The organism is Providencia sp. PROV122, assembly GCF_028482365.1.
Taxonomy (GTDB): domain Bacteria; phylum Pseudomonadota; class Gammaproteobacteria; order Enterobacterales; family Enterobacteriaceae; genus Providencia; species Providencia stuartii.
The window spans coordinates 42,675-63,198 of record NZ_JAMPQI010000021.1 but is presented as its reverse complement, the minus strand read 5'-3'; the positions used below and the strand labels follow the sequence as shown (position 1 = coordinate 63,198).

Here is a 20,524-nt window from a genome sequence, read left to right as displayed (position 1 = left end):
TTGTTATGAATAAATTATATAAAGGCACTGTTTGCCTTTCATTCGTGTTTATCAGTGTGCAAACCGCATTTGCCGCAATCAATATCGATCGCACACGGATCATTTTTCCCGGTCAGGATAAATCAGTCAGTTTAGTTATTAATAACCAAAGTAAAACATTACCTTATCTTGCTCAGTCATGGATGGAAGATGATAAGGGAAATAAGATTGCAGAGCCTTTTACGGTGCTGCCTCCGATGCAGCGAGTTGAGCCAAATACGAAAAACCAAATAAAAATTATTAAAACGGAGGCAATAGATAAATTGCCCCAAGACAGAGAATCGCTATTTTATCTGAATGTCCGAGAGATCCCACCAGTTTCAAATAAAGAAAACGTGGTGCAAATTGCAATTCAAAGTCGCTTAAAAATGTTCTATCGACCAGCTCAAATTGAAAATAATAGCGATAAAGTTTGGGCGAAAGAATTGAAATATACTCATTCCGGTAACCGTTTATTGATTGAAAACCCAACTAAATATTATGTGACTTTGGGGTATTTAAGTAGCAACACGACCAATAATTTTCCTGATTTTGAAAGCGTTATGATTGCTCCAATGTCAAAGGAAAGTGTCACAGTTCCTACAACGCCATTTAAGCAATTATATACAGGTTATATGGATGATTATGGTGGTATGAAAATGTTGACTTACCAATGTGCTGCGTCTGTTTGTCAGTTGGCTAACGAAAGTAAATAGGTGCTGGCAATGAGAAATTGTTATATATCAATAAGCCTTTGTATTTCTTTGCTGCTAAGTAGCTGGGTTTATGCCGATAGCAGCATGATGAAGGGCGATCTTAATTTTACGGGGCAAGTCATTTCATTGCCTTGTAAGATCAGTTTTTCTTCATTGGATCAAAATATTGATTTAGGACCAATTTCTCTGAATTTCTTTAATGAAGTAGGGGATAGAAGCCCTAAGCAAGAGATCAAGTTAAAATTTGATGATTGCATTTTTCCCTCTTTTAATCGTGATGATAGAAAACCGGTTGTTCGGCTAATGTTTATTTCTGAGCCAACAAAAAGCTCAGACCGTGATTTATTTGGCGGCAAGACGATATTAGAAGGATATGGCATCCGATTAATGGATAAAAATGGCAATATTGTACCTAATGGAGAATATCGCAATTACTCTATTTATTTCGATGATAATCAGCAAATTACACTTTACTCAATGTTAGAAAGCTACCTTCCTCGGAAAGACTTAACCATAGGTAATATCAAAGCACAAATTATGTTGAGCATTGCCTATCTTTAATAAGGTGTATAACTCATGATACACAGATTTATTAAGCACAGTGGATCATCGCTTTTATTGTTATTGGTATTTTTTAGCACAAAAGCATTTGCATTAGATTGCGTGGAATATGGTACAGGTGATGTTATTAAACCTCCGGTTCCTGTTGGACAATTAGCCATTCCAGCAGATACACCAGCAAATACTATTATCTGGCAATCAGACCCAATGACGGTGACCGTTTATTGCAATAACGTATTAGGTAACGCGGTTGACGTTGTTCATATGTATTTTAACCCGACCTCCCAAAAGATTGGTGCAGGGCTATTGTTGGGGGCGAATTACAAGGGGGAACAGTTAGAAAGAAATCAGCAGCGTGTCAATTTAGGCACAAATCCTATTCGTAAAGGCCAAAGTGTGACGGTCACTGTGACTTTCACTCTGTATATTAAAGTGACGGGGGTCGTTCCACCATCGGGGAATTATAATGGGGATAACCAATTTACGGTTTTCCAATTTGATGGCAGTGGGGGGATTAATACTACGCCTGGAGCTAAAAACCTAAGATATTCAATTTCAGGATTACGTGGGATCCGTTTTTTGAAATGCGGAGCCGATATTAAAGTGTTTCCAGAATCACAACAAATTGATTTTGGGCAATTAATGGTAACGGATCTTAACCAAGGGAAAGAATTTAAAAAACAATTCCAAGTACAAGCGGTGAAAAGAGGTTGTTTAGATAATTTCTCAATGAATATTAATTTTGAAACGACTGAACAGCTTAATGGAGAATATGCGATTGACTTGAAAAATGGTACAAACTTAACGCTCTTTGACGATAAAAATAATCGAATGAAGTTCAACTATTTCCAGTTTTTCGGTACGTTAGCGACAGGCAGCACTTCAGTAACACGTAATTATACAGCATCAATTAAAAAAGTTGCGCCAACAGTAAATACGGGGAAATTTAATGCCTCAACAGTTGTACGAATAAATTATTATTAGCGACGATACCTGTTTATTTATCGCATCAAAAACGGCGACCATAGAGTAGGTCGCCGTTATTTTTTTGATTATTTAATACACTTTTTACATGTTTGGTCTTGTACCTGTTCGAAGAAATTATTGCCTTTATCATCAACTAAAATAAAGGCTGGCAATCCTTCAACTTCCATTTTCCAGACGGCTTCCATTCCCAATTCAGGGTATTCAAGGCAACTTAAACTTTTTACATACTCTTGCGCTAAAATTGCTGCTGAACCACCAATACTGCCTAAATAGAATCCTCCGTATTTTTTGCAAGCATCAGTAACCACTTGGGTGCGATTACCTTTTGCCAGCATGAGCATGCTACCACCGTGGGATTGGAATAAATCGACATACGGATCCATGCGATTCGCCGTTGTGGGACCTAAAGAGCCAGAAACTTTACTTTCTGGTTTTTTAGCAGGACCCGCGTAATAAACCATATGATCTTTAAAATATTGTGGTAGTTCCTCACCCTTATCTAAGCGCTCTTTCAGTTTCATATGGGCAATGTCACGAGCAATAATGAGTGGGCCGCTGAGTGAAACACGGGTTGAAACAGGGTGCTTACTGAGCTCTGCTAAGATAGCTTTCATCGGTTGATTGAGGTCGATGTGAACCACTTTAGCTTCATTATGTTGGCGTAAAGATTCAGGGATATATTGGGCTGGGTTCTGCTCCATTTTTTCAATCCATAAACCCTGTTTATTGATTTTGGCTTTGATATTACGATCGGAAGAACATGAAATGGCCAAGCCAATTGGGCAGGAGCCTCCATGACGAGGTAAGCGTATGACTCTGACATCATGCGCAAAATATTTACCACCGAATTGTGCGCCAAAACCAAAATGGCGAGTTGCTTCAAGCAGGGTGTTTTCTAATTCAATGTCTCGAAATGCTTGGCCGTGTTCATTACCGGATGTAGGCAGATTGTCATAATATTTCGTTGAAGCAAGCTTGGCTGCTTTTAATGTTGCTTCTGCTGAAGTACCACCAATCACAAAGGCGATATGGTATGGGGGGCAAGCAGTGGTTCCTAATGCCTTCATTTTTTCGATAAGAAATGCTGTTAGCTTGTTTGGTTCTAAAATCGTTTTGGTTTCTTGAAATAGTGCCGATTTATTGGCTGATCCTGCGCCTTTATTAACAAACAAGAAATGGTATTCATCCCCCTCGGTAGCAAAAATATCAATTTGAGCAGGTAAGTTAGTATCTGTATTGACTTCTGTATACATATCTAAGGCGGCATTTTGTGAAAAGCGTAAGTTTTCTTGGCGGAAAACATGATAAACACCACGAGATAATAGCTCGGCATCATTACAGTCAGTCCAAACCTGTTGGCCTTTTTTAGCAACAATCGTCGTTGTGCCAGTATCTTGGCAGTTTGGCAAAATACCTTTCGCTGAGATTTCAGCGTTACGTAAGAGTTGTAAAGCCACGTATTTGTCATTTTCACTCGCTTCAGGATCAGACAAGATGGCGGCAACTTGTTTTTGGTGTGCAGTTCTTAGGAAAAATTGAGAATCATGAATAGCCTGTTGGGCAAGCACGGTTAATGCCTCTGGCTCAATTTTTAATATATCCTTACCTGCGAAGGATTCTACAGAAACATATTTATCCGTTAATTGGTAATATTCAGTCTTATCCTCAGATAAAGGATAAAGGGGTTGGTAGAAAAACTCTTTATTAGGCATGTTGTTCACTCACATATCAATTCAATGGAATATCGTTAATAGATTCAGTGAGGGCATATTTATTTTTATAGATGCACTTTAAAGCGGCCCTCAGCGTTATATAAATTGTTAAAGACCAAAATAAGCACACATTAGAAATAATAAATATCGCGTGTCTATCTTGATAAGATGATTATATTCAACGAGATGTGGTGAATAATATGATTTCGATTAATATTATCGATATTACATTTGATTTAAGTTAGAAACTTGCCGAAGGTCACAGAATAATAAACATCGGTTTATTTTGGTTATATGTGATGAATATTATCGGCTATCTATTTTTGACATTCAGTTGTAAAAATGGCATGAGAATATGACCAAATCGATATCAGTTTTATTTTTAATGTTTGGATGTTTTCGATTGTTCTAGCCTATATTTTATTGAACTATAACAAATACTTTATTGCTTTCTGTTATGAACAATGAAAAGCTAACTTAAGTGTAGTTTTATGTTGTTTTACAATGGCTTATTGCTTAGTGTAACTATGGTTAAGTGGCTTGTTTTTATGACAAAGGGAATTCTTTCATTGCGTTTTCATAATGAAATGCAAACAAAGTACTGAAAATGGCTTTCAATTTACACAAACAGTGTTTATCATGCACCACTTAATGAAATTTAAATGGCGCTACTGGTTTTGGGCTTTGCTGGGGAAGTATGAAGAGTAAATCTCCGATAAGCTTACACAGTCTTTAACGGTAGCGGTTCTATCTGCATTATTCATAGGGATAGAGTGTAGCATAAATGACTGAGACAACCTCTCTGACACCACTCGTCGAATTGAAAGCACTCAATAAAGCTTTCGATGGCAAACAAATTATATCCGAGCTTGACTTAACCATCCAAAATGGTGAGTTTTTGACCATTTTAGGCCCTTCTGGCTGTGGCAAAACAACGGTTCTACGTTTAATTGCCGGCCTAGAAGATGTTGATGAAGGCAAAATTATTCTTGATGGTCAGGATATTACAGATATCCCTGCTGAGCAGCGTTTTGTGAATACGGTATTCCAAAGCTACGCTCTGTTCCCGCATATGACCGTTTTTGAAAACGTTGCTTTTGGTTTGCGTATGCAGAAAACCCCTGCTGACGAGATCCAAAAGCGAGTTGATCAAGCATTGCGTATGGTGCAGTTGGAGGATTTTGCACAACGTCGACCAAATCAACTCTCTGGTGGGCAGCAACAGCGCGTTGCGATCGCCCGTGCCGTCGTTAATCGTCCAAAAGTCCTTTTGCTAGATGAGTCTTTATCCGCACTTGATTATAAGCTACGTAAGCAGATGCAAAATGAGCTAAAAGCGCTGCAACGTAAATTGGGGATCACCTTTATTTTCGTTACCCATGATCAAGAAGAAGCCCTTGCAATGTCAGATCGTATTATTGTTATGCGTGAAGGCAAAATTGAGCAAGATGGCTCGCCGCGTGAAATTTACGAAGAGCCTAAAAACCTCTTTGTGGCTCAATTTATTGGTGAAATCAATATTTTTGATGCAAAAGTCTTATATCGCATTGATGAACAACGTATTCGTGCCAATGTTGAAGGGCATGAATGTGACATTTTTACCACTTTACCTGTCCAAGAAGGCCAATCGGTTCATGTTTTATTACGCCCCGAAGATTTGCGCGTAGAAGAGGTGAACGATGCAGAAAACTATCCCGGTTTAATCGGTTATGTGCGTGAACGTAACTATAAGGGAATGACGTTAGATTCTGTGGTAGAGATGGAAGATGGCAAAATCATCATGGTCAGCGAATTCTTCAATGAAGATGACCCAGATGTAGACCACTCCTTAAACCAAAAAGTTGCTGTAACTTGGGTTGAAAGCTGGGAGGTGGTACTGGATGATCAGGCGTAAACACAAGATCTTACAAAATGTCATTATCACGGGCGTGGTGGCATGGCTATTACTCTTTGTATTTTTGCCTAACATCATGATCATTGGTACGAGCTTTTTAACACGCAGTGATACCAATCTTGTTGATATGATCTTTACATGGGATAACTACATCCGTTTGTCTGATCCCATGTATGCAGAGGTGATGCTCCACTCGTTGAATATGGCGCTGATCGCCACTTTCTTCTGCTTAGTTATCGGTTATCCTTTTGCCTTTATTTTGGCGAAATTACCTAAACGCCTACAGCCTTTAATGCTCTTTTTGTTGATAGTGCCTTTCTGGACTAACTCTTTAATTCGCATTTATGGGCTAAAAGTGTTTTTGAGTACGAAAGGGTACTTGAATGATTTCTTGCTGTGGATAGGGCTTATCGATAAGCCGATACGTCTGATGTATACACCTGAAGCGGTTGTGTTAGGGCTTATCTACATTTTATTACCCTTTATGGTCATGCCGCTTTATTCCAGTATTGAAAAGTTGGATAAGTCTTACTTAGAAGCAGCAAGAGATCTCGGTGCTAACAAACTCCAGACGTTTGTGAAGATAATTATTCCATTGACTATGCCTGGGATTATCGCCGGCTGCTTACTTGTTTTACTGCCAGCGATGGGGCTGTTCTATGTTGCGGATCTGATGGGGGGAGCGAAAAACCTCTTGATAGGGAACGTTATTAAGAGCCAGTTCCTAAATATTCGCGATTGGCCGTTTGGTGCGGCAACCAGCATCTTCTTAACGGTGATGATGGGGCTGTTGCTGTATGTGTATTACCGAGCTGCTAAGCTATTGAATAAAAAGGCATATGAAGAATGATCGGTCGCACGTTACGAGGTGGCTTTATGGCCATCGTCTACGCTTATCTTTATATTCCAATTATCATTTTGATTGTGAACTCGTTCAATGAATCGCGTTTTGGGATCAGTTGGCAAGGTTTTTCAACCAAATGGTATGAGCTGTTAATCAACAACGATAGTTTGTTGCAAGCGGCTGGACATTCATTAACGATGGCGATTATTTCTGCCACGTTTGCGACAATTATCGGTACGTTAACGGCAGTTGCACTGTTTCGTTATCGTTTTAGAGGGAAACCCTTTGTCGGTGGTATGTTATTTGTTGTGATGATGTCACCGGATATCGTTATGGCCATTTCTCTACTGGTATTGTTTATGCTTTTAGGGGTTTCGCTTGGTTTTTGGTCGCTACTGTTTTCACACATTACTTTTTGTCTACCTTTCGTGGTGGTTACCGTCTATGCGAGGCTGAAAGATTTTGATGTGAAAATGCTAGAGGCAGCGCGTGACCTTGGTGCGGGTGAGTTTACTATTTTACGTAAAATTATCCTGCCGTTAGCGTTTCCTGCGGTCGTGGCAGGCTGGCTATTAAGCTTTACCTTATCGATGGATGATGTTGTGGTCTCCTCCTTCGTTACAGGCCCTAGCTATGAAATTTTACCGCTGAAAATCTACTCGATGGTAAAAGTGGGCGTTTCCCCAGAGGTTAACGCATTGGCGACTGTATTGTTGATCATGTCGCTAGTATTAGTCTGTTTGAGCCAGTGGGTGATGAGAGATAAATTCTCGAAATAGCTCAAATAATTTTTTGTGTTGTAAATGTCGCGAGCTATTGGGTTCGGTAGCTCGCATACTTAATGCCATTTGGCGAAGAGGGTGAGCTCTAGATGAGCTTATACGATATATATACGCAAGATAATTCAAGCGATTAGCGGCTAAATAAAGCCATTAATGGTCACTTGAAATATGGCGAGTATAAGAAAACACTTTGTTGAGGGATGCTCAGTAATGAAAAAATGGTCCTATCTACTAGCGGCTGGCTTAATGGCTGCAAGTATTGGCACGGCAACCGCCGCAGACGAAAATAAAGACGTACTGTATTTCTATAACTGGACAGAATATGTTCCCCCCGGTTTATTAGAGCAATTTACTAAAGAAACTGGGATCAAGGTGATTTACTCCACCTACGAATCAAATGAAAGTATGTACACCAAGCTTAAGACCTATAAAGAAGGGGCTTATGATTTGGTCGTTCCTTCTACTTATTTTATTTCTAAAATGAGTAAAGAGGGGATGCTACAAAAAATCGATAAACAAAAACTAAGTAATTTTAAAAACCTAGATCCAAATTTACTGTATAAAGAGTTCGATCCACAAAATGATTTTTCCGTTCCTTATATTTGGGGAGCGACGGGGATCGGTATTAATGGTGAGGCCGTCGACCCAGGCTCAATCACCTCTTGGGCCGATTTTTGGAAACCTGAATATAAAAATAGCCTGTTAATGATGGATGATGCACGAGAAGTATTCCAAGTTGCACTCACAAAACTCGGTTATTCAGGTAACACAACCGATCCTAAAGAGATTGAAGAGGCTTATAAAGAGTTACAAAAACTACGTCCAAATATCCTTGCATTTAACTCTGATAACCCAGCAACGCCGTTTATCGAAGGTGAGGTTGATGTCGGCATGCTGTGGAATGGCTCAGCCTTTGTTGCTCGCCAAGCAGGTTTACCGATTGAAGTGATTTGGCCAAAAGAAGGGGGAATTTTCTGGATGGATAGCTTAGCTATTCCAGCCAATGCGAAAAACCCTGAAGGGGCACATAAGTTGATCAACTTCTTATTACGTCCTGATATTGCAGCACAAGTTGCCGAATCTATTGGTTACCCAACGCCAAACCTTGAAGCGAAGAAAATGCTACCACCGGAAATTGCTAATGACCCGTCTCTTTATCCAAGTGAAGAGGTATTGCAAAAAGGGGAATGGCAAAGTGATGTTGGCAATACCAACATTATTTATGAAGAGTATTTCCAGAAGTTAAAAGCAGGACGTTAATCAAACCAAAAGGCACCGTAATGAAGCCCCCAACGTTATGGGAGTACTTCATAATTACGGTGCTTTTTTGTTGTTAATACGGATTATAGCCGATAAAAGTAGATGTTGTTTATTCTTATATCACTCAATTAGTTGGCAACATTTCGGATAATAAACTGGCAATAAGTATCCACCCACGCCTGAATAAATGCTTGGCTTTTCGGCGCAAAATTATGTTGTTCATCAACCATACCTTCAAACCATTTCAAATAACATTCAGGTTGATTCATGGTTGGCATATTTAAAGATGCTAGACAGATACGTAAGTGCTGCTGCGCAATTGCAGTACTGATATTGCCTGTTGATACCCCTAAAATGCCTGCTGGTTTACCATTCCATGAATTATTCCCCGCAGGGCGCGATGCGTGGTCAATCGCATTCTTTAATACACCCGGGATTGAACGGTTGTATTCAGGCGTGACAAAAATAATCCCATCACACTCGGCAATTTGTGATTTAAAGTTAGCGACAACGCTGGGTAGCTGTTTATCGGCATCTTGGTTATATAAAGGAAGCTCACTGATATCGAGAAAGTTAAATGTGAAATGATCAGGGAAAAGCTTCACTAAGGCTTCTGCAACTTGGCGGTTGTATGAGTTTGTGCGTAGACTGCCAACGATGACACCAATTTTATATTGATTCGACATAATTAAACCTTCTCTAGTGTGAATGGATGCTTCGCTGATATATTTTAGCGCTTTATCACTCTATAAAGCCAATTTTGGATATATAAAAACAGCGGGTAATCAAAAGCAGGCAGGTTATTATCGGTTTATAGTACTTATAACTATCTGAATAACTAAAATAAAATCGACCAATCAATCTGTATCATTTTCCATGACGGTTTGGCGACAAAAAATGCGTGTTTAGCAATAAAAGCCTATTTCAATTTTGTGTTAGCCTAAAAGTCTATTAATAACTAAGTTCAGGTAAGGTTTATGCAATTCATTGAATGGGATGATTTTACTCGCGTTGAAATGCGCGTTGGCACAATTATTAAAGCAGAAGTGAACAGTAAAGCTAAAAAACCCGCCTACGTGATGGACGTCGATCTTGGTGAATTAGGTGTGAAGCGCTCAAGTGCACAGATCACTGTAAATTACACCCTTGAAGAGCTGATCGGCAAACGAGTTTTATGTGTTTGTAATTTTGAGCCTAAACGTATTGCCGGTATTAAATCAGAGGTTTTGATCACAGGTGCACCGGATGAAAAAGGGGCGATAGTACTTGCTGAATTTAATCTACCGTTGCCTAACGGGGCATTACTTGCCTAAGTGATCAAGTGCATTTTTCCCCCTAAAAGGGCTATACTCCTCCTATTACCAGTAAAGAGGAGTGCGCTTTTGTTATTGCCTGAATTACATTATCGCCAATATTCCGAAGATGTGATTTCTCATCAACACGATGAGCAATGGCAGGTTGTCTTTGCGTTATCGGGGGGCATGGAAATTAATATGCATCGGCAGCATTTTCTATTAGCGGCGGGAAATGGTGTGGTCATTGCACCTGGTGTAAGTCATGCATTTAGCGGTCTATCAGGCAACCAAAATTATGTTTTAGAGATGCCAAGCACGTCTCCATGGGCACTTGATGACAAAGCAACGTCTTTTTCGCTAACTCCCGCTGCTATTGGGCTATTAAATTGGTTGCAGCGGTTTCCTCAACCCCTCGAACAACATACGACCATTGCAAAATTGCTGCTTGCTCAAATGAAACCTGAAGAGCAGTGGATTGATGGGGTGACCCGATGGATTGATGCACGCTTACATCTTCCACTCAGTTGCCAAGATATGGCGAATGCGTTTTGTATGTCAGTAAGTACGCTACAACGGAAAATTAAAGCGGCGACACAACTCACCGCAATGCAATTACTTGTACAAAGGCGCATGGAAGCGGCTTGCCGCTTGCTGATGACGGCGAATTCAATCGAGCAAGTTGCATTGTCTGTAGGCTATGATTCACACTCGGCTTTTAGCCAAGCATTCCGCCAATACTATGGTAAAACTCCTATAGAATATCGAACAGGAGCTATCAAGTTATCTATTCAGGTTTAAAACGCTGGCGGATATGCGCTTCATACTCACCATGTAAAAAATCAGTATTGATATTCGCTTGTTTAAGTTTGAGCTCTAATAAAGAAAGTTGCTTACTTAGAGGCTGGTAATTAGGATCATCATGAGCAAGCCCTTTTAGCATATCGACCAACGTGAGTGCATCTTTTCGGTACTGTAATTCGGGGGGCAAATACCCTGAGTTTTTTAAAATACGATAACCCGCTCGTAATTCAGGTGGAACTTGGCTATCGTCATCAAGTAAAAGCGGTTCTCCTTCGCCTTTCAAATTTTTTAGCTCACCTTTATTTAACGCTTCTTGAATATGGCGTTCTGCCCAATCATCAATAACAGACATAATGGTTTATTTAGTTGAAAAGGATAAGCTGATTATAACAGCGATGGCATAAAGATAGCTAAAATAGGGAAATAAAAATATTACATGGTTTATTATTCTTTGTGTAATTAGTAGGGAAAACCTAATCATGAATACGGATATTTGGAGGTGATTTTCTACTAAAAAGACCAAAAGTCAGGCTATTTAACGCTTAAAAAGAGAATAAATTACTCAGTAAATAGTGAAAAACTGTTATCTGAACCACATTTTCATTAATTATCGGTGTTTTTTATTTAAAGGGTAAATTAATTATTTATTTAAGTCATGATGACTTTTAATTCTATATTTTATGATTAAATTTTAATAGGGATGGGGTTTCAATCTAAAAATAAATAAATTGTTGAATCAGCGTTATATTTTTGAAAATAGCTAAATGGCAAAACATTGTGTAATGTCCATTTCTCTTGTTTATAAGGAGAAAATATGGAACAAAAAAAACAAGATGGGAGCCGTTTGTTACGCACGGTGGAATGGTTAGGCAATGCCTTACCTCACCCAGTCATTTTATTCATTATTTTAACTGCAATTTTATTGGTCTCCTCAGCAATTGGTCAATATTTTGGAGTCAGCGTTGCTGATCCACGTCCAGAGGGGGCAAAAGGGCGTGCTGCGGATGGGGTTATTCATGTTGTCAGTCTATTAGACGCTGAAGGTATCCGTAAAATCCTTTCTAATGTTGTTACTAACTTTACGGGCTTTGCTCCTCTTGGCACGGTGTTAGTTGCCTTATTAGGGGTTGGGATTGCCGAACGAGCTGGGCTTTTATCTGCGGCGATGCGTTTAGTGGTTATCAAAGCACCGCGTAAGCTAACGACAGTGGCAATTGTGTTTGCGGGGATCATGTCAAATACCGCCGCCGAATTGGGCTATGTAGTACTAATCCCACTGGCTGCGATTATCTTCCATTCACTTGGTCGCCATCCGCTAGCAGGTCTTGCCGCTGCCTTTGCAGGGGTTTCGGGGGGGTATTCTGCCAACTTATTATTAGGTACTGTCGACCCACTGCTTTCTGGTATTACCCAGCAGGCTGCGCAAATTATTGATCCAACCTATACTGTCGGGGCAGAAGCGAACTGGTATTTTATGTTTGCCAGTACATTCCTAATCACTATTTTAGGTTATTTCATCACTGAAAAAATTGTTGAACCACAATTAGGGCCTTACCAAGGTGGCGGTGTTGATGAAGATGAAGATAAATTACGTGCTGATGCTGAAGTAACCCCACTTGAGAAAAAAGCGCTGTTTTGGGCATCGGTTACCTTTTGGGGATTAGCCGCCATACTTGCCCTTATGGTCGTGCCAGAAAATGGTATTTTACGTAATCAAGAAACCGGATTAGTCAGTAATTCACCATTCTTAAAATCCATTGTGGTATTCATTTTTATCTTCTTTGCGATCCCAGGCATTGTGTATGGCTATGTCGCTAAAACCATGCGCTCTGATAAAGATGTCGTAGATGCCATGGCAAACGCAATGAGTACTCTAGGATTATATTTAGTTATTATTTTCTTTGCTGCACAGTTTGTTGCCTTCTTTGGTTGGACAAATATCGGGCAAGTGGTCGCAGTGAAAGGCGCCAATTTCTTAAACAGTATCGATTTACATGGTGGTGTGCTGTTTATTGGATTTATTATTATCTGTGCCTTTATCAACTTAATGATAGGCTCTGCTTCTGCTCAGTGGGCGGTGACTGCACCTATTTTTGTGCCAATGTTAATGTTAGCGGGTTATGCACCAGAGACAATCCAAGCGGCATACCGTATTGGTGACTCGGTAACCAATATTATTACTCCAATGATGAGTTATTTTGGTTTAATTATGGCTATCGTTGTGAAATATAAGAAAGATGCCGGGATTGGTACATTGGTCTCTATGATGTTGCCTTATTCAATCATTTTCCTTATTGGCTGGTCACTGTTCTTTGTGATTTGGGTATTTGTACTCGGACTACCCGTAGGTCCTGGTTCTCCGATTTACTTTACTCCCGCGAGCTAACTTGTTTTAAAGAAAAAGGTAGCGCAACTTCATTGGCTACCTTTTTATTATCTTTGATGGATATAACTTCAATACAAATATCAAACTTATTGAATAAACATTTTTACCGACTTGGTTGGCATATTTATGGCATTAAGGGGGATGGTGTCGGCGTACGTTCATCATTGATAACTTTACCAAACCGAGGGCTACCTTGGTTCCATTCTGCAACGGCTGCGGTAATTTCAGCTTTTGTGCGACCAATAAAATTCCACCACATCAAAACAGATTCATTCAGAGGCTCACCACCTAATAATAGAATGTGGCTATTGGCTGAAAGTTGTAGTGAGACTTGCGACAAGCCTTGGCCTAAATAGACCAACTCATTGTGATGACTGCGCTGTGAATCGATAATCGCATCCCCTTCGATAACAAAAATGCCATATTCAAATTCAGGGCGTAGCGTTAGCGATAATGAGTGACTATTGCGGGTGGTGATATCTAAGCCTAATAAAGAAGAAAACGATAATGTGGGGGCTTTATAAGAATCATATTCCCCAATGAGTAATTGATATTCGATATCTCCAACTGACCATTTGGGTAAAATAGGGTAATGATCAAAGCGAGGGGGCATATCTTTCACGGCTTCTGGCAGTGCTATCCATAGTTGTACGGCATGTAAATGGCGGTTTTCTCCATAGGTATCTTCGGAATGGCTAATTCCTTTACCTGCGGTCATTAAATTTACTTGGCCCGGGCGGATCACTTGTTCGTAGCCTAAACTGTCCCGATGTAGAATTTCGCCTTCAAGCATCCAAGTGAAGGTTTGCAGTGCAGTATGTGGGTGAGGCGCGACGCGCATACCAGCAGAGTCACCTTTAAATACAGTCGGGCCCGCATGGTCGAGAAAACACCAAGCACCAATTAAACGCCGTTGTTTTGTTGGTAATACCCTTGCGACAGGGATCCCACCAACATCTTTAATGCGTGCATGAATGTGCTGGAAATCTAGGTTATTTTTCGGGGTCGGTATGCTCATTTTTACCTCTTATCAATAAAACAGGTTAGTGGCGAATATCTTGGTATTCAGGTGTTTTATCAAAAATAGCTTTGGCGAATGGGCAAAGAGGAATAATTTTACGCTTTTCAGAACGCATTCTTTCAACGACTTTTGCGACCAATTGTTTGGCAATACCTTGCCCTTTTAAGCTTTCATCAACGACGGTATGGTCAATAATAGCGAGTTCGTCTCCGGTATAGACAAAGGTAATTTCAGCAAGACGAGTCTGTTTATCATCCGCTAAGATAAAGAAGCTGTGGTGATCCGATTGAATATTTGGCATTTGATGCTCCATCGTATAATCGTTTATCTTTTTTAAGCCTAGCTAAGCTTTTGGCTAAAGACAATGATGGGATTTTGTTGAGTTCTCTCAAATAATTTGATGGAGCTTATTTTTAAATTGTGATGATGAATAAAATAAACAATCGGTTTTTTATATATTTATAAGGTATTTCTCGATTGAATAGTATTTTTATTTCAATGGAGAAGCCATGTGTTTTACATAATAAAGTCATATGAACCCCAACAATCAATTTCTCATGCCACATCCAGCGGGCAGGAGCAGTTAAGTAAGACATTTGCTTATAATATTGATTCAGTTAACAACACAATAAAAAGCCAAAAGCTTGTTAGAGAGGCAATAAAAACACCACCTCGTGGTCAAAGTTCAGAGGAGAGAAAAAATAACCTCACTAACGTAACTCAAGATAAAAAAGATCTTATTCGTTTCCAGCAGGAGCTGCTCAGTACTGCAGAAAATATATTGAAACACCTTGATTTATCCACGGAAGTGTTAGCTACAATATCGGATAAATTAAACCAGTTAACGAGTGAACCAAGCAGACTAATTCAATCAAGGGAATTGTTGCAGGCTAAAAAACTCGAAGAAAAATTAATTAAAATCATTCATCATGAAATGCTCAATAGTAATAATAGAATCTCTTTAAAAGATGTTGGGAAACTTTTTCAAAAAGAGCTAAGTAGGCATCTTAATAATAAAGATTGGCATACAATAGAAACAGAATTGAGTTATGGAAATAGCGAATATTCATTTATCTTAACTCCCGCATCTCAAATGAAATATTGTGGTGGCAATCACGAGATATTTTGTGACAACAGCTATAAAGGGAAAGGTGTTTGTTCGAAATCAGCAGAAGAGACGACTCACGCTGTTAATTTATGGCTTTCAGAGGTTAAAGATAATAATCAATCCACTTTATTTAGTGGGATCCGCCACGGAGTATTATCGCCTTACGCCCTTCCTGAGCGCAGTGCCGCACGTCTACAAGGCGCTAAAAATAGAGCAAAAGAGGTCGTGATGGCTGCGCTGTTTGCAAAGCCTGAATTGTATAAGAGAGCATTAAATCATGAAGAGGTGACATTGCGGATCGCTTCAACCTCTTTACTAACATATTTAGGTAAAGAGAAAGGGATGCTTGATGATCAAGTTGCTGCTTGGAAGATGTTAAATAACGATGGCGTTATCAAACTGAATATCAAAAATGAGAAAGGCGAAGCCCAAGAAGTTAAAGTTAAACTGGATATTGCGATATTCAACTTTGGCGTTAATGAACTGGCATTTTCCATCCCGAAGGTGATCAGCCAAAATGATAATTTAAATAAAACCGCTTTAGCCCAAATATTAGGGTGTAACTATCTTATTAATAATGAAGTGGGGGGATGGGTAGGTCACTATTTATCTGAACATCCTCATGCTAGTAATAGGCATAAAGTAGAAGAGTTATGTCAGCAGATAAAGGAAATATGGAAGAAAAAATCATATCGTTATGATGGTAATGAGCCTTATAAAATAGCACAACGTATCGCGATGTTAGCTTACGAAATTGGTGCAGTGCCTTGCTGGAATTGCAAAAGTGGTAAAGATAGAACAGGTATGCTGGACGCAGAAATCAAGCGGGAAGCTATCAATTATCATCAAGGTTATAGTTTGAGTAAGCCAGGCGCTAAGTTGACGAATGAAGAGAAAAAATTATTCCAAGGTGTTTTGCTATATAGCGGTAACAAAGAAGTACAGGAATGCAATACTGGCGTTGCAGGTAATAAAGTCACCAAAGATCTACCATTCATGTTAAGACCACTTGCATTATCTTATAAAACACGTATTGGTGATGAGGTTATTCGGCGACAGGTACAAGGGTTTTCATCTTTAGTTTAATATTATTAATGCTTTTTGAGGTTGATCACAGATGAAGGGCATATTTGTGTCCTTTCATCATTGAGGAATTGCTATTTACAGTAGGTTATAATAAATGTTCATCTTTACTTATGTATTTATTGGCGATGTTCTGTGGCATGAAAAAATAGATATTCATATCACTATGACAATAAATACCGCATTGTCGCCGTCGATATTTTCTAAAGCACGCTGGGTTATGAATGGGCGGAATACCGTTACGATATTCTTGTAAATACCTCATTTATAACACCGTCAATTTGTAGAGTATTTATGCTGCATTTCGATACTCACAAGCATCTAAAATAATCTTCAAGTTTATTTATTGTTATAATGCTGCATTTTACATGCAGCATTATTGTATGGAATAAAATCCTATTGGGATTGGAGGTAGGTTATAAGCGGATAACTTATTGATTTAATATAAGCTGAATCCTTCAAATGGGTTCCAGCCATCAAGGCCTTTGACTTTTTTTAGGTAATAAGCATAGTTTGCAGTAAATCCCCACATGAAAGATACCCCTAGAGATATAGCTGTCCAAACTGGTCTGGGGAATTCTCTACCTATAATAAGTTCAATGGTTGCAAAAAGCATGGTGATACATAAGCTTATAGCTAACAAGATTAGAGCTTTTTTCCATAATCCTACAATTGCAAAATAGATAGGTCCAAAGAAGTAAGCAAAAAAATTAAACATAATAAGAAAGCGAGCAAAATAAGGTTGCTGCTTTATGGCAGCTTTGTGTTCAGGGGTTTTTGGTGCTCCATATGTATCAAAAAATGCAAAACGTTTTTGCCATTTTATAGGGTATTGCTTAGTTTCCATTACTACTCCATCTGTATTAGAATTAAAAAACGATGGATATAATACGATGTTTTCCTATTTAATGTAGTGGCAATTGAACACAATTTATTAAATAAGAGAATATTCTTAACTATACATGGAGTTAATTTAATTTATTTACCTCACGAATAGCCCTGATATAGGTTGACAACTCTTCAGGTATAAAACGCTCGATGAACTTGATTGGGCGGTTTATAGTTTAATGAAAAATGTCTTTCATTGAGCATTGAATATTATTATGGATTTTCAGATAGTTCGATGAACAATACTGTAGCCCTCGATTTGAGTGATGGATTATAGGGATTGTTGAACTTTGTCTTTTTAAGATTCGAAGTAACAATTTCTTTACCATATTCATTTTCATGTTGCCATCTAAATGATAACCAGCGATTTTTTTTTCGTGAATAAGCATTAGTAACTAGGTTTAAATAAGTAATATCAGCTACCCCCATTTTTTCCTGAATAACTCAGCTTTACGCTTTTTTGATAAGCGAACACTAAAATCGCTATCCATGACTTTGATAACGGTTTTAAAAATGTCAACTTTAAGTTATAGAACGTGGTTCATCTTAATTTTCTTCTTTCGGTAGGCTACTGTTCATGTCCACTTTCCCTAAAATAAGACAGCTATAATTAGATTTTCTGCCCTAAAATTTGCAGAGGTCATGATGAAAAAAGCCCGTTTTACTGAAACTCAAATCGTTAATATTTTAAAACTCACTGATTCTGGCATGGAAGCTAACGATATTAGCTAGCAGTAAGTGAAAAAAGACCACTAATAATTGAGAAAACACCGAATATTCATTGGGCATTGGATTTTATGCATGATGGTTTATATTGTGGTAGCCGATTTCGAACATTGAATATTATTGATGAAAGAACGCGAGAGTGTCTGGCAATTGAAGTGGATACGTCATTGCCTGCTGAACGAGTTATTAGAGTGCTTGAACGCTTGAGAGTCGACAGAGGGCTACCGAAACAAATTCGCATAGATAATGCTCCAGAGCTAATTGCTGTTAATTTATTGAACTACTGTGAAAATAATCAAATAGCGTTATGCTATATTCAATTCGGTAAGCTACAGTAAAATGGCTTTATCGAGCGTTTTAATGGTTCGTTCCGCCGTGAGTTTTTGAATGTTTATTTATTTGAATCGTTGAGCCAAGTTAAAGAATTAGCGTGGTATTGGCAGCAGGATTATAACTTTAGCCGAACGCATGAAAGTTTAAATCACCTCCCACCGAAGGCTTATCGTAAACAGTTAGAAAACTCTAGTTTAGGATGTCTTAATCAATGGGGAGTGGACTATAGGTAGAGTTATCTATAGAGGACAAACGAAATCTATTGATTCAAATAAAATAGTGATTGTAATAGATAAAGATCCACTAATACCGAATGGTTATCGTATTCAAACTGCGTATCCTCACTAGTGTAGGGAAATGATGAATATGGAAAGAATTAATTATTTATTAGGCTGTTATTTTCATCAAGATTGGGACTGTGAAGCATCTAGTGATATAGAGGCATTAAATAATTTTGTAAGAAGAGAAACATCTGAATCTATTTTGAAGTTAAAAAAAGAACTATCGGAAATAATAAAGTCAGGAAAAGAGTTACCTGAAAAATATTTGTATGAACACAATTGCTATTATATACCCTCAGAAGATGGATTGACTATATTGGAGTGGTTTAAAAAACTTCATGATGCACTATGAGATTAGGATAGCCCTGATAAAGTTTTCCTTAAAATCTTACTCCCATTCAGTTTGCTGGATAATCAACAGTCTGGCTTGGCGAGTGAGAGGGTAGTGACTTCCTATATAAAGGGTTATATATCATGTTGTTACTGATAATAATCAGTTGAGTTTTCCTCGGTAATGGACGTAACTCACAGTATACTATCTGATTTTGACAACTTTTTCTTTAGTTGCTTGGCTAGCAATGTTGGAAAGCACATTGAGCATGGTGTGAAGTGGTCAATAAAAACTGACCACGGTTTTAGAGCTTTTCTAAAATAATCGTTCCGATTCATTGGGTGTTAAACCGCCATTATATTGATGCGGCCTAAGTTGACTGTAAGATACTATAATGAATAACTTCCTGTCGAGCTTCAATTACATGGCGGTAGCCTTCTTTAAGATCTCATTATGCTCTTCAAGGCGAGCAATTTTCTTTTTCAGTTCACGAATTTCGACTTGTTCTGGTGTCATCGGTGAGGTTTTTGGTAAAATACTTTTGCGTTCTTGTTTTAGTTGCCGAACCCATTTGTCCAGAGTAGGGTGGATTTACCTATGCCCATGGCGTTAGCAGCTTCGAGCACGGAATAGTTCTGGCCAAGCACAAGTTGAGCCGCTTCAAGTTTAAATTCCGCACTGAAATTACGTCGAGTTTGCTTTGTCATTGTTATCAATTGTTAAGTTATGAGGTGTATAGTAACACCTCTATTAAGGTGGCCAAATTAACGATGCCACTACAGTGAGAATATACATGATGATATTATAGAGCATTATTTAATTGTGACCCTTGATGAGGTTGTCGAAGTACTTGCGGCAGTGGAACCGATAATTAAAACGGTATGATATGTAGTAAATCCCTGGAATACAGTAAGTTAAGCCTGTAAGGGGCGGGAAGCACATTGATCCGTTTTTTAAGAACTATAGTCATGACTATATCACACGACTATTTTATTGAATGTAGAATTGGTCTTTACTCAAAAATAAAAATGCGGCAACTCTAGTCAAATGGCATGATAACGGTCTAGCTGAGTGTATTTTCTGAGAGAACGGTGGGTCTGAGATGAATAACTATCTTAGAAAGCTAAATATGGTGTGATGGGATCTTCTGATATTAAAAAGTTAAAAGGCTTTGCAAAAAAACGATCAGTTGAAAGAGGTTTGTTCTGGCTTGAGTCTTGAACGTTAAATACTTAAACAATATGGCATACGCAGCCCATCAAAAACGTCAAAAGGCATACAACCTAGTTGTGGTTTTGCTAAATTTTAAGGTGATAAATTAAGATAATTAGATGATATCTATAGGATTACTTGATTGGAGGAAACCACTGCATAAGTGAAAGTGGTGCCGGACTCGGAATCGAACCAAGGACACGGGGATTTTCAATCCCCTGCTCTACCGACTGAGCTATCCGGGCAACGGGGCGCATTAAACCGTATTAGGTGGTTGGCGTCAAC

At 38.7% G+C, this 20,524-nt stretch carries 19 protein-coding genes, 1 tRNA gene and 2 pseudogenes; 14 read left to right on the top strand and 8 right to left on the bottom strand.

Features of this window, described 5'->3' with window-relative positions; all coding sequences use genetic code 11:
- Positions 1-5: 5 nt before the first annotated feature.
- From PSE69_RS15585 to PSE69_RS15575, 3 genes are read left to right on the top strand one after another with little or no spacing between them, the layout of a single operon-like run.
- On the top strand, positions 6-734 hold the full coding sequence (locus PSE69_RS15585) for a fimbrial biogenesis chaperone (RefSeq protein WP_004917351.1): 729 nt from the start codon (positions 6-8) through the stop codon (positions 732-734).
- Positions 735-743: 9 nt separating this feature from the next.
- On the top strand, positions 744-1,295 hold the full coding sequence (locus PSE69_RS15580) for a fimbrial protein (protein WP_121875063.1): 552 nt from the start codon (positions 744-746) through the stop codon (positions 1,293-1,295).
- A 15-nt stretch (positions 1,296-1,310) separates the two neighbouring features.
- The gene (locus PSE69_RS15575; protein ID WP_121875064.1) at positions 1,311-2,279 is read left to right on the top strand and encodes a fimbrial protein; all 969 of its coding nucleotides are present in this window, start codon (positions 1,311-1,313) and stop codon (positions 2,277-2,279) included.
- Between the two features lie 68 nt (positions 2,280-2,347).
- Here the strand turns inward: PSE69_RS15575 and PSE69_RS15570 are convergent, their stop codons facing one another.
- A complete protein-coding gene (locus PSE69_RS15570; RefSeq protein WP_121875065.1) occupies positions 2,348-3,994 on the bottom strand; it encodes a fumarate hydratase in 1,647 nt (548 codons plus the stop codon).
- Positions 3,995-4,778: 784 nt separating this feature from the next.
- On the opposite strand from PSE69_RS15570, the gene potA reads away from it, so the two are divergent.
- From potA to potD, 4 genes are all read left to right on the top strand, one after another.
- Positions 4,779-5,888 (top strand): spermidine/putrescine ABC transporter ATP-binding protein PotA, encoded by a 1,110-nt coding sequence (gene potA, locus PSE69_RS15565; RefSeq protein ID WP_004917339.1) that lies wholly within the window; start codon positions 4,779-4,781, stop codon positions 5,886-5,888.
- Entirely contained in the window at positions 5,875-6,738 is an 864-nt protein-coding gene (gene potB / locus PSE69_RS15560; RefSeq protein ID WP_004917336.1) for a spermidine/putrescine ABC transporter permease PotB, read from the top strand. Before potA ends, potB begins: the two co-directional genes overlap by 14 nt.
- On the top strand, positions 6,735-7,511 hold the full coding sequence (gene potC / locus PSE69_RS15555; protein WP_004917333.1) for a spermidine/putrescine ABC transporter permease PotC: 777 nt from the start codon (positions 6,735-6,737) through the stop codon (positions 7,509-7,511). Before potB ends, potC begins: the two co-directional genes overlap by 4 nt.
- 213 nt (positions 7,512-7,724) lie before the next feature.
- Positions 7,725-8,774, top strand: coding sequence for a spermidine/putrescine ABC transporter substrate-binding protein PotD (potD, locus tag PSE69_RS15550; protein ID WP_014657409.1), 1,050 nt, complete (start codon positions 7,725-7,727; stop codon positions 8,772-8,774).
- Positions 8,775-8,902: 128 nt separating this feature from the next.
- Here potD and PSE69_RS15545 read toward each other — a convergent pair whose 3' ends face one another.
- Complete coding sequence (locus PSE69_RS15545) at positions 8,903-9,460, bottom strand: NADPH-dependent FMN reductase (protein WP_036942844.1); 558 nt, start codon at positions 9,458-9,460, stop codon at positions 8,903-8,905.
- Between the two features lie 291 nt (positions 9,461-9,751).
- On the opposite strand from PSE69_RS15545, the gene PSE69_RS15540 reads away from it, so the two are divergent.
- Positions 9,752-10,087 (top strand): tRNA-binding protein, encoded by a 336-nt coding sequence (locus PSE69_RS15540; protein ID WP_004917327.1) that lies wholly within the window; start codon positions 9,752-9,754, stop codon positions 10,085-10,087.
- Positions 10,088-10,156: 69 nt separating this feature from the next.
- Positions 10,157-10,867, top strand: coding sequence for a helix-turn-helix transcriptional regulator (locus PSE69_RS15535; RefSeq protein WP_116820391.1), 711 nt, complete (start codon positions 10,157-10,159; stop codon positions 10,865-10,867).
- Here the strand turns inward: PSE69_RS15535 and PSE69_RS15530 are convergent.
- On the bottom strand, positions 10,854-11,222 hold the full coding sequence (locus PSE69_RS15530; protein WP_053109837.1) for a DUF1992 domain-containing protein: 369 nt from the start codon (positions 11,220-11,222) through the stop codon (positions 10,854-10,856). The two genes, PSE69_RS15535 and PSE69_RS15530, sit on opposite strands and share 14 nt — an antisense overlap.
- 462 nt (positions 11,223-11,684) lie before the next feature.
- On the opposite strand from PSE69_RS15530, the gene PSE69_RS15525 reads away from it, so the two are divergent.
- Positions 11,685-13,256: an AbgT family transporter gene (locus PSE69_RS15525; RefSeq protein WP_004917320.1), complete on the top strand. Its 1,572-nt coding sequence runs from the start codon at positions 11,685-11,687 to the stop codon at positions 13,254-13,256.
- Positions 13,257-13,380: 124 nt separating this feature from the next.
- Here the strand turns inward: PSE69_RS15525 and PSE69_RS15520 are convergent, their stop codons facing one another.
- A complete protein-coding gene (locus tag PSE69_RS15520; protein WP_004917318.1) occupies positions 13,381-14,274 on the bottom strand; it encodes a pirin family protein in 894 nt (297 codons plus the stop codon).
- 25 nt (positions 14,275-14,299) lie between these two features.
- Complete coding sequence (locus tag PSE69_RS15515; RefSeq protein WP_004917316.1) at positions 14,300-14,590, bottom strand: GNAT family N-acetyltransferase; 291 nt, start codon at positions 14,588-14,590, stop codon at positions 14,300-14,302.
- A 198-nt stretch (positions 14,591-14,788) separates the two neighbouring features.
- Between PSE69_RS15515 and PSE69_RS15510 the strand changes: the two genes are divergently transcribed.
- The gene (locus PSE69_RS15510; protein ID WP_121875066.1) at positions 14,789-16,471 is read left to right on the top strand and encodes an inositol phosphate phosphatase SopB; all 1,683 of its coding nucleotides are present in this window, start codon (positions 14,789-14,791) and stop codon (positions 16,469-16,471) included.
- 436 nt (positions 16,472-16,907) lie between these two features.
- Here the strand turns inward: PSE69_RS15510 and PSE69_RS15505 are convergent, their stop codons facing one another.
- Positions 16,908-17,315 carry a DUF2628 domain-containing protein gene (locus tag PSE69_RS15505; protein ID WP_004917310.1) on the bottom strand — a complete coding sequence of 136 codons (408 nt, stop codon included), beginning with the start codon at positions 17,313-17,315 and terminating at the stop codon, positions 16,908-16,910.
- 781 nt (positions 17,316-18,096) lie between these two features.
- On the opposite strand from PSE69_RS15505, the pseudogene PSE69_RS15500 reads away from it, so the two are divergent.
- The 3 genes and pseudogenes from PSE69_RS15500 to PSE69_RS15495 form a co-directional block, all read left to right on the top strand.
- Positions 18,097-18,648 (top strand): annotated as a pseudogene (locus tag PSE69_RS15500) (integrase core domain-containing protein); the annotation flags it as partial.
- Positions 18,623-18,763 (top strand): RNase A-like domain-containing protein, encoded by a 141-nt coding sequence (locus PSE69_RS19930; RefSeq protein ID WP_157849601.1) that lies wholly within the window; start codon positions 18,623-18,625, stop codon positions 18,761-18,763. The pseudogene PSE69_RS15500 and the gene PSE69_RS19930, both read left to right, overlap by 26 nt.
- Before the next feature lie 18 nt (positions 18,764-18,781).
- Complete coding sequence (locus tag PSE69_RS15495; protein WP_127891332.1) at positions 18,782-19,048, top strand: contact-dependent growth inhibition system immunity protein; 267 nt, start codon at positions 18,782-18,784, stop codon at positions 19,046-19,048.
- A 414-nt stretch (positions 19,049-19,462) separates the two neighbouring features.
- Here PSE69_RS15495 and PSE69_RS15490 read toward each other — a convergent pair.
- Positions 19,463-19,734: pseudogene (locus PSE69_RS15490) on the bottom strand (transposase); the annotation flags it as partial.
- A 675-nt stretch (positions 19,735-20,409) separates the two neighbouring features.
- Positions 20,410-20,484: transfer RNA gene (locus PSE69_RS15485), tRNA-Phe, on the bottom strand.
- Between the last annotated feature and the right edge of the window lie 40 nt (positions 20,485-20,524).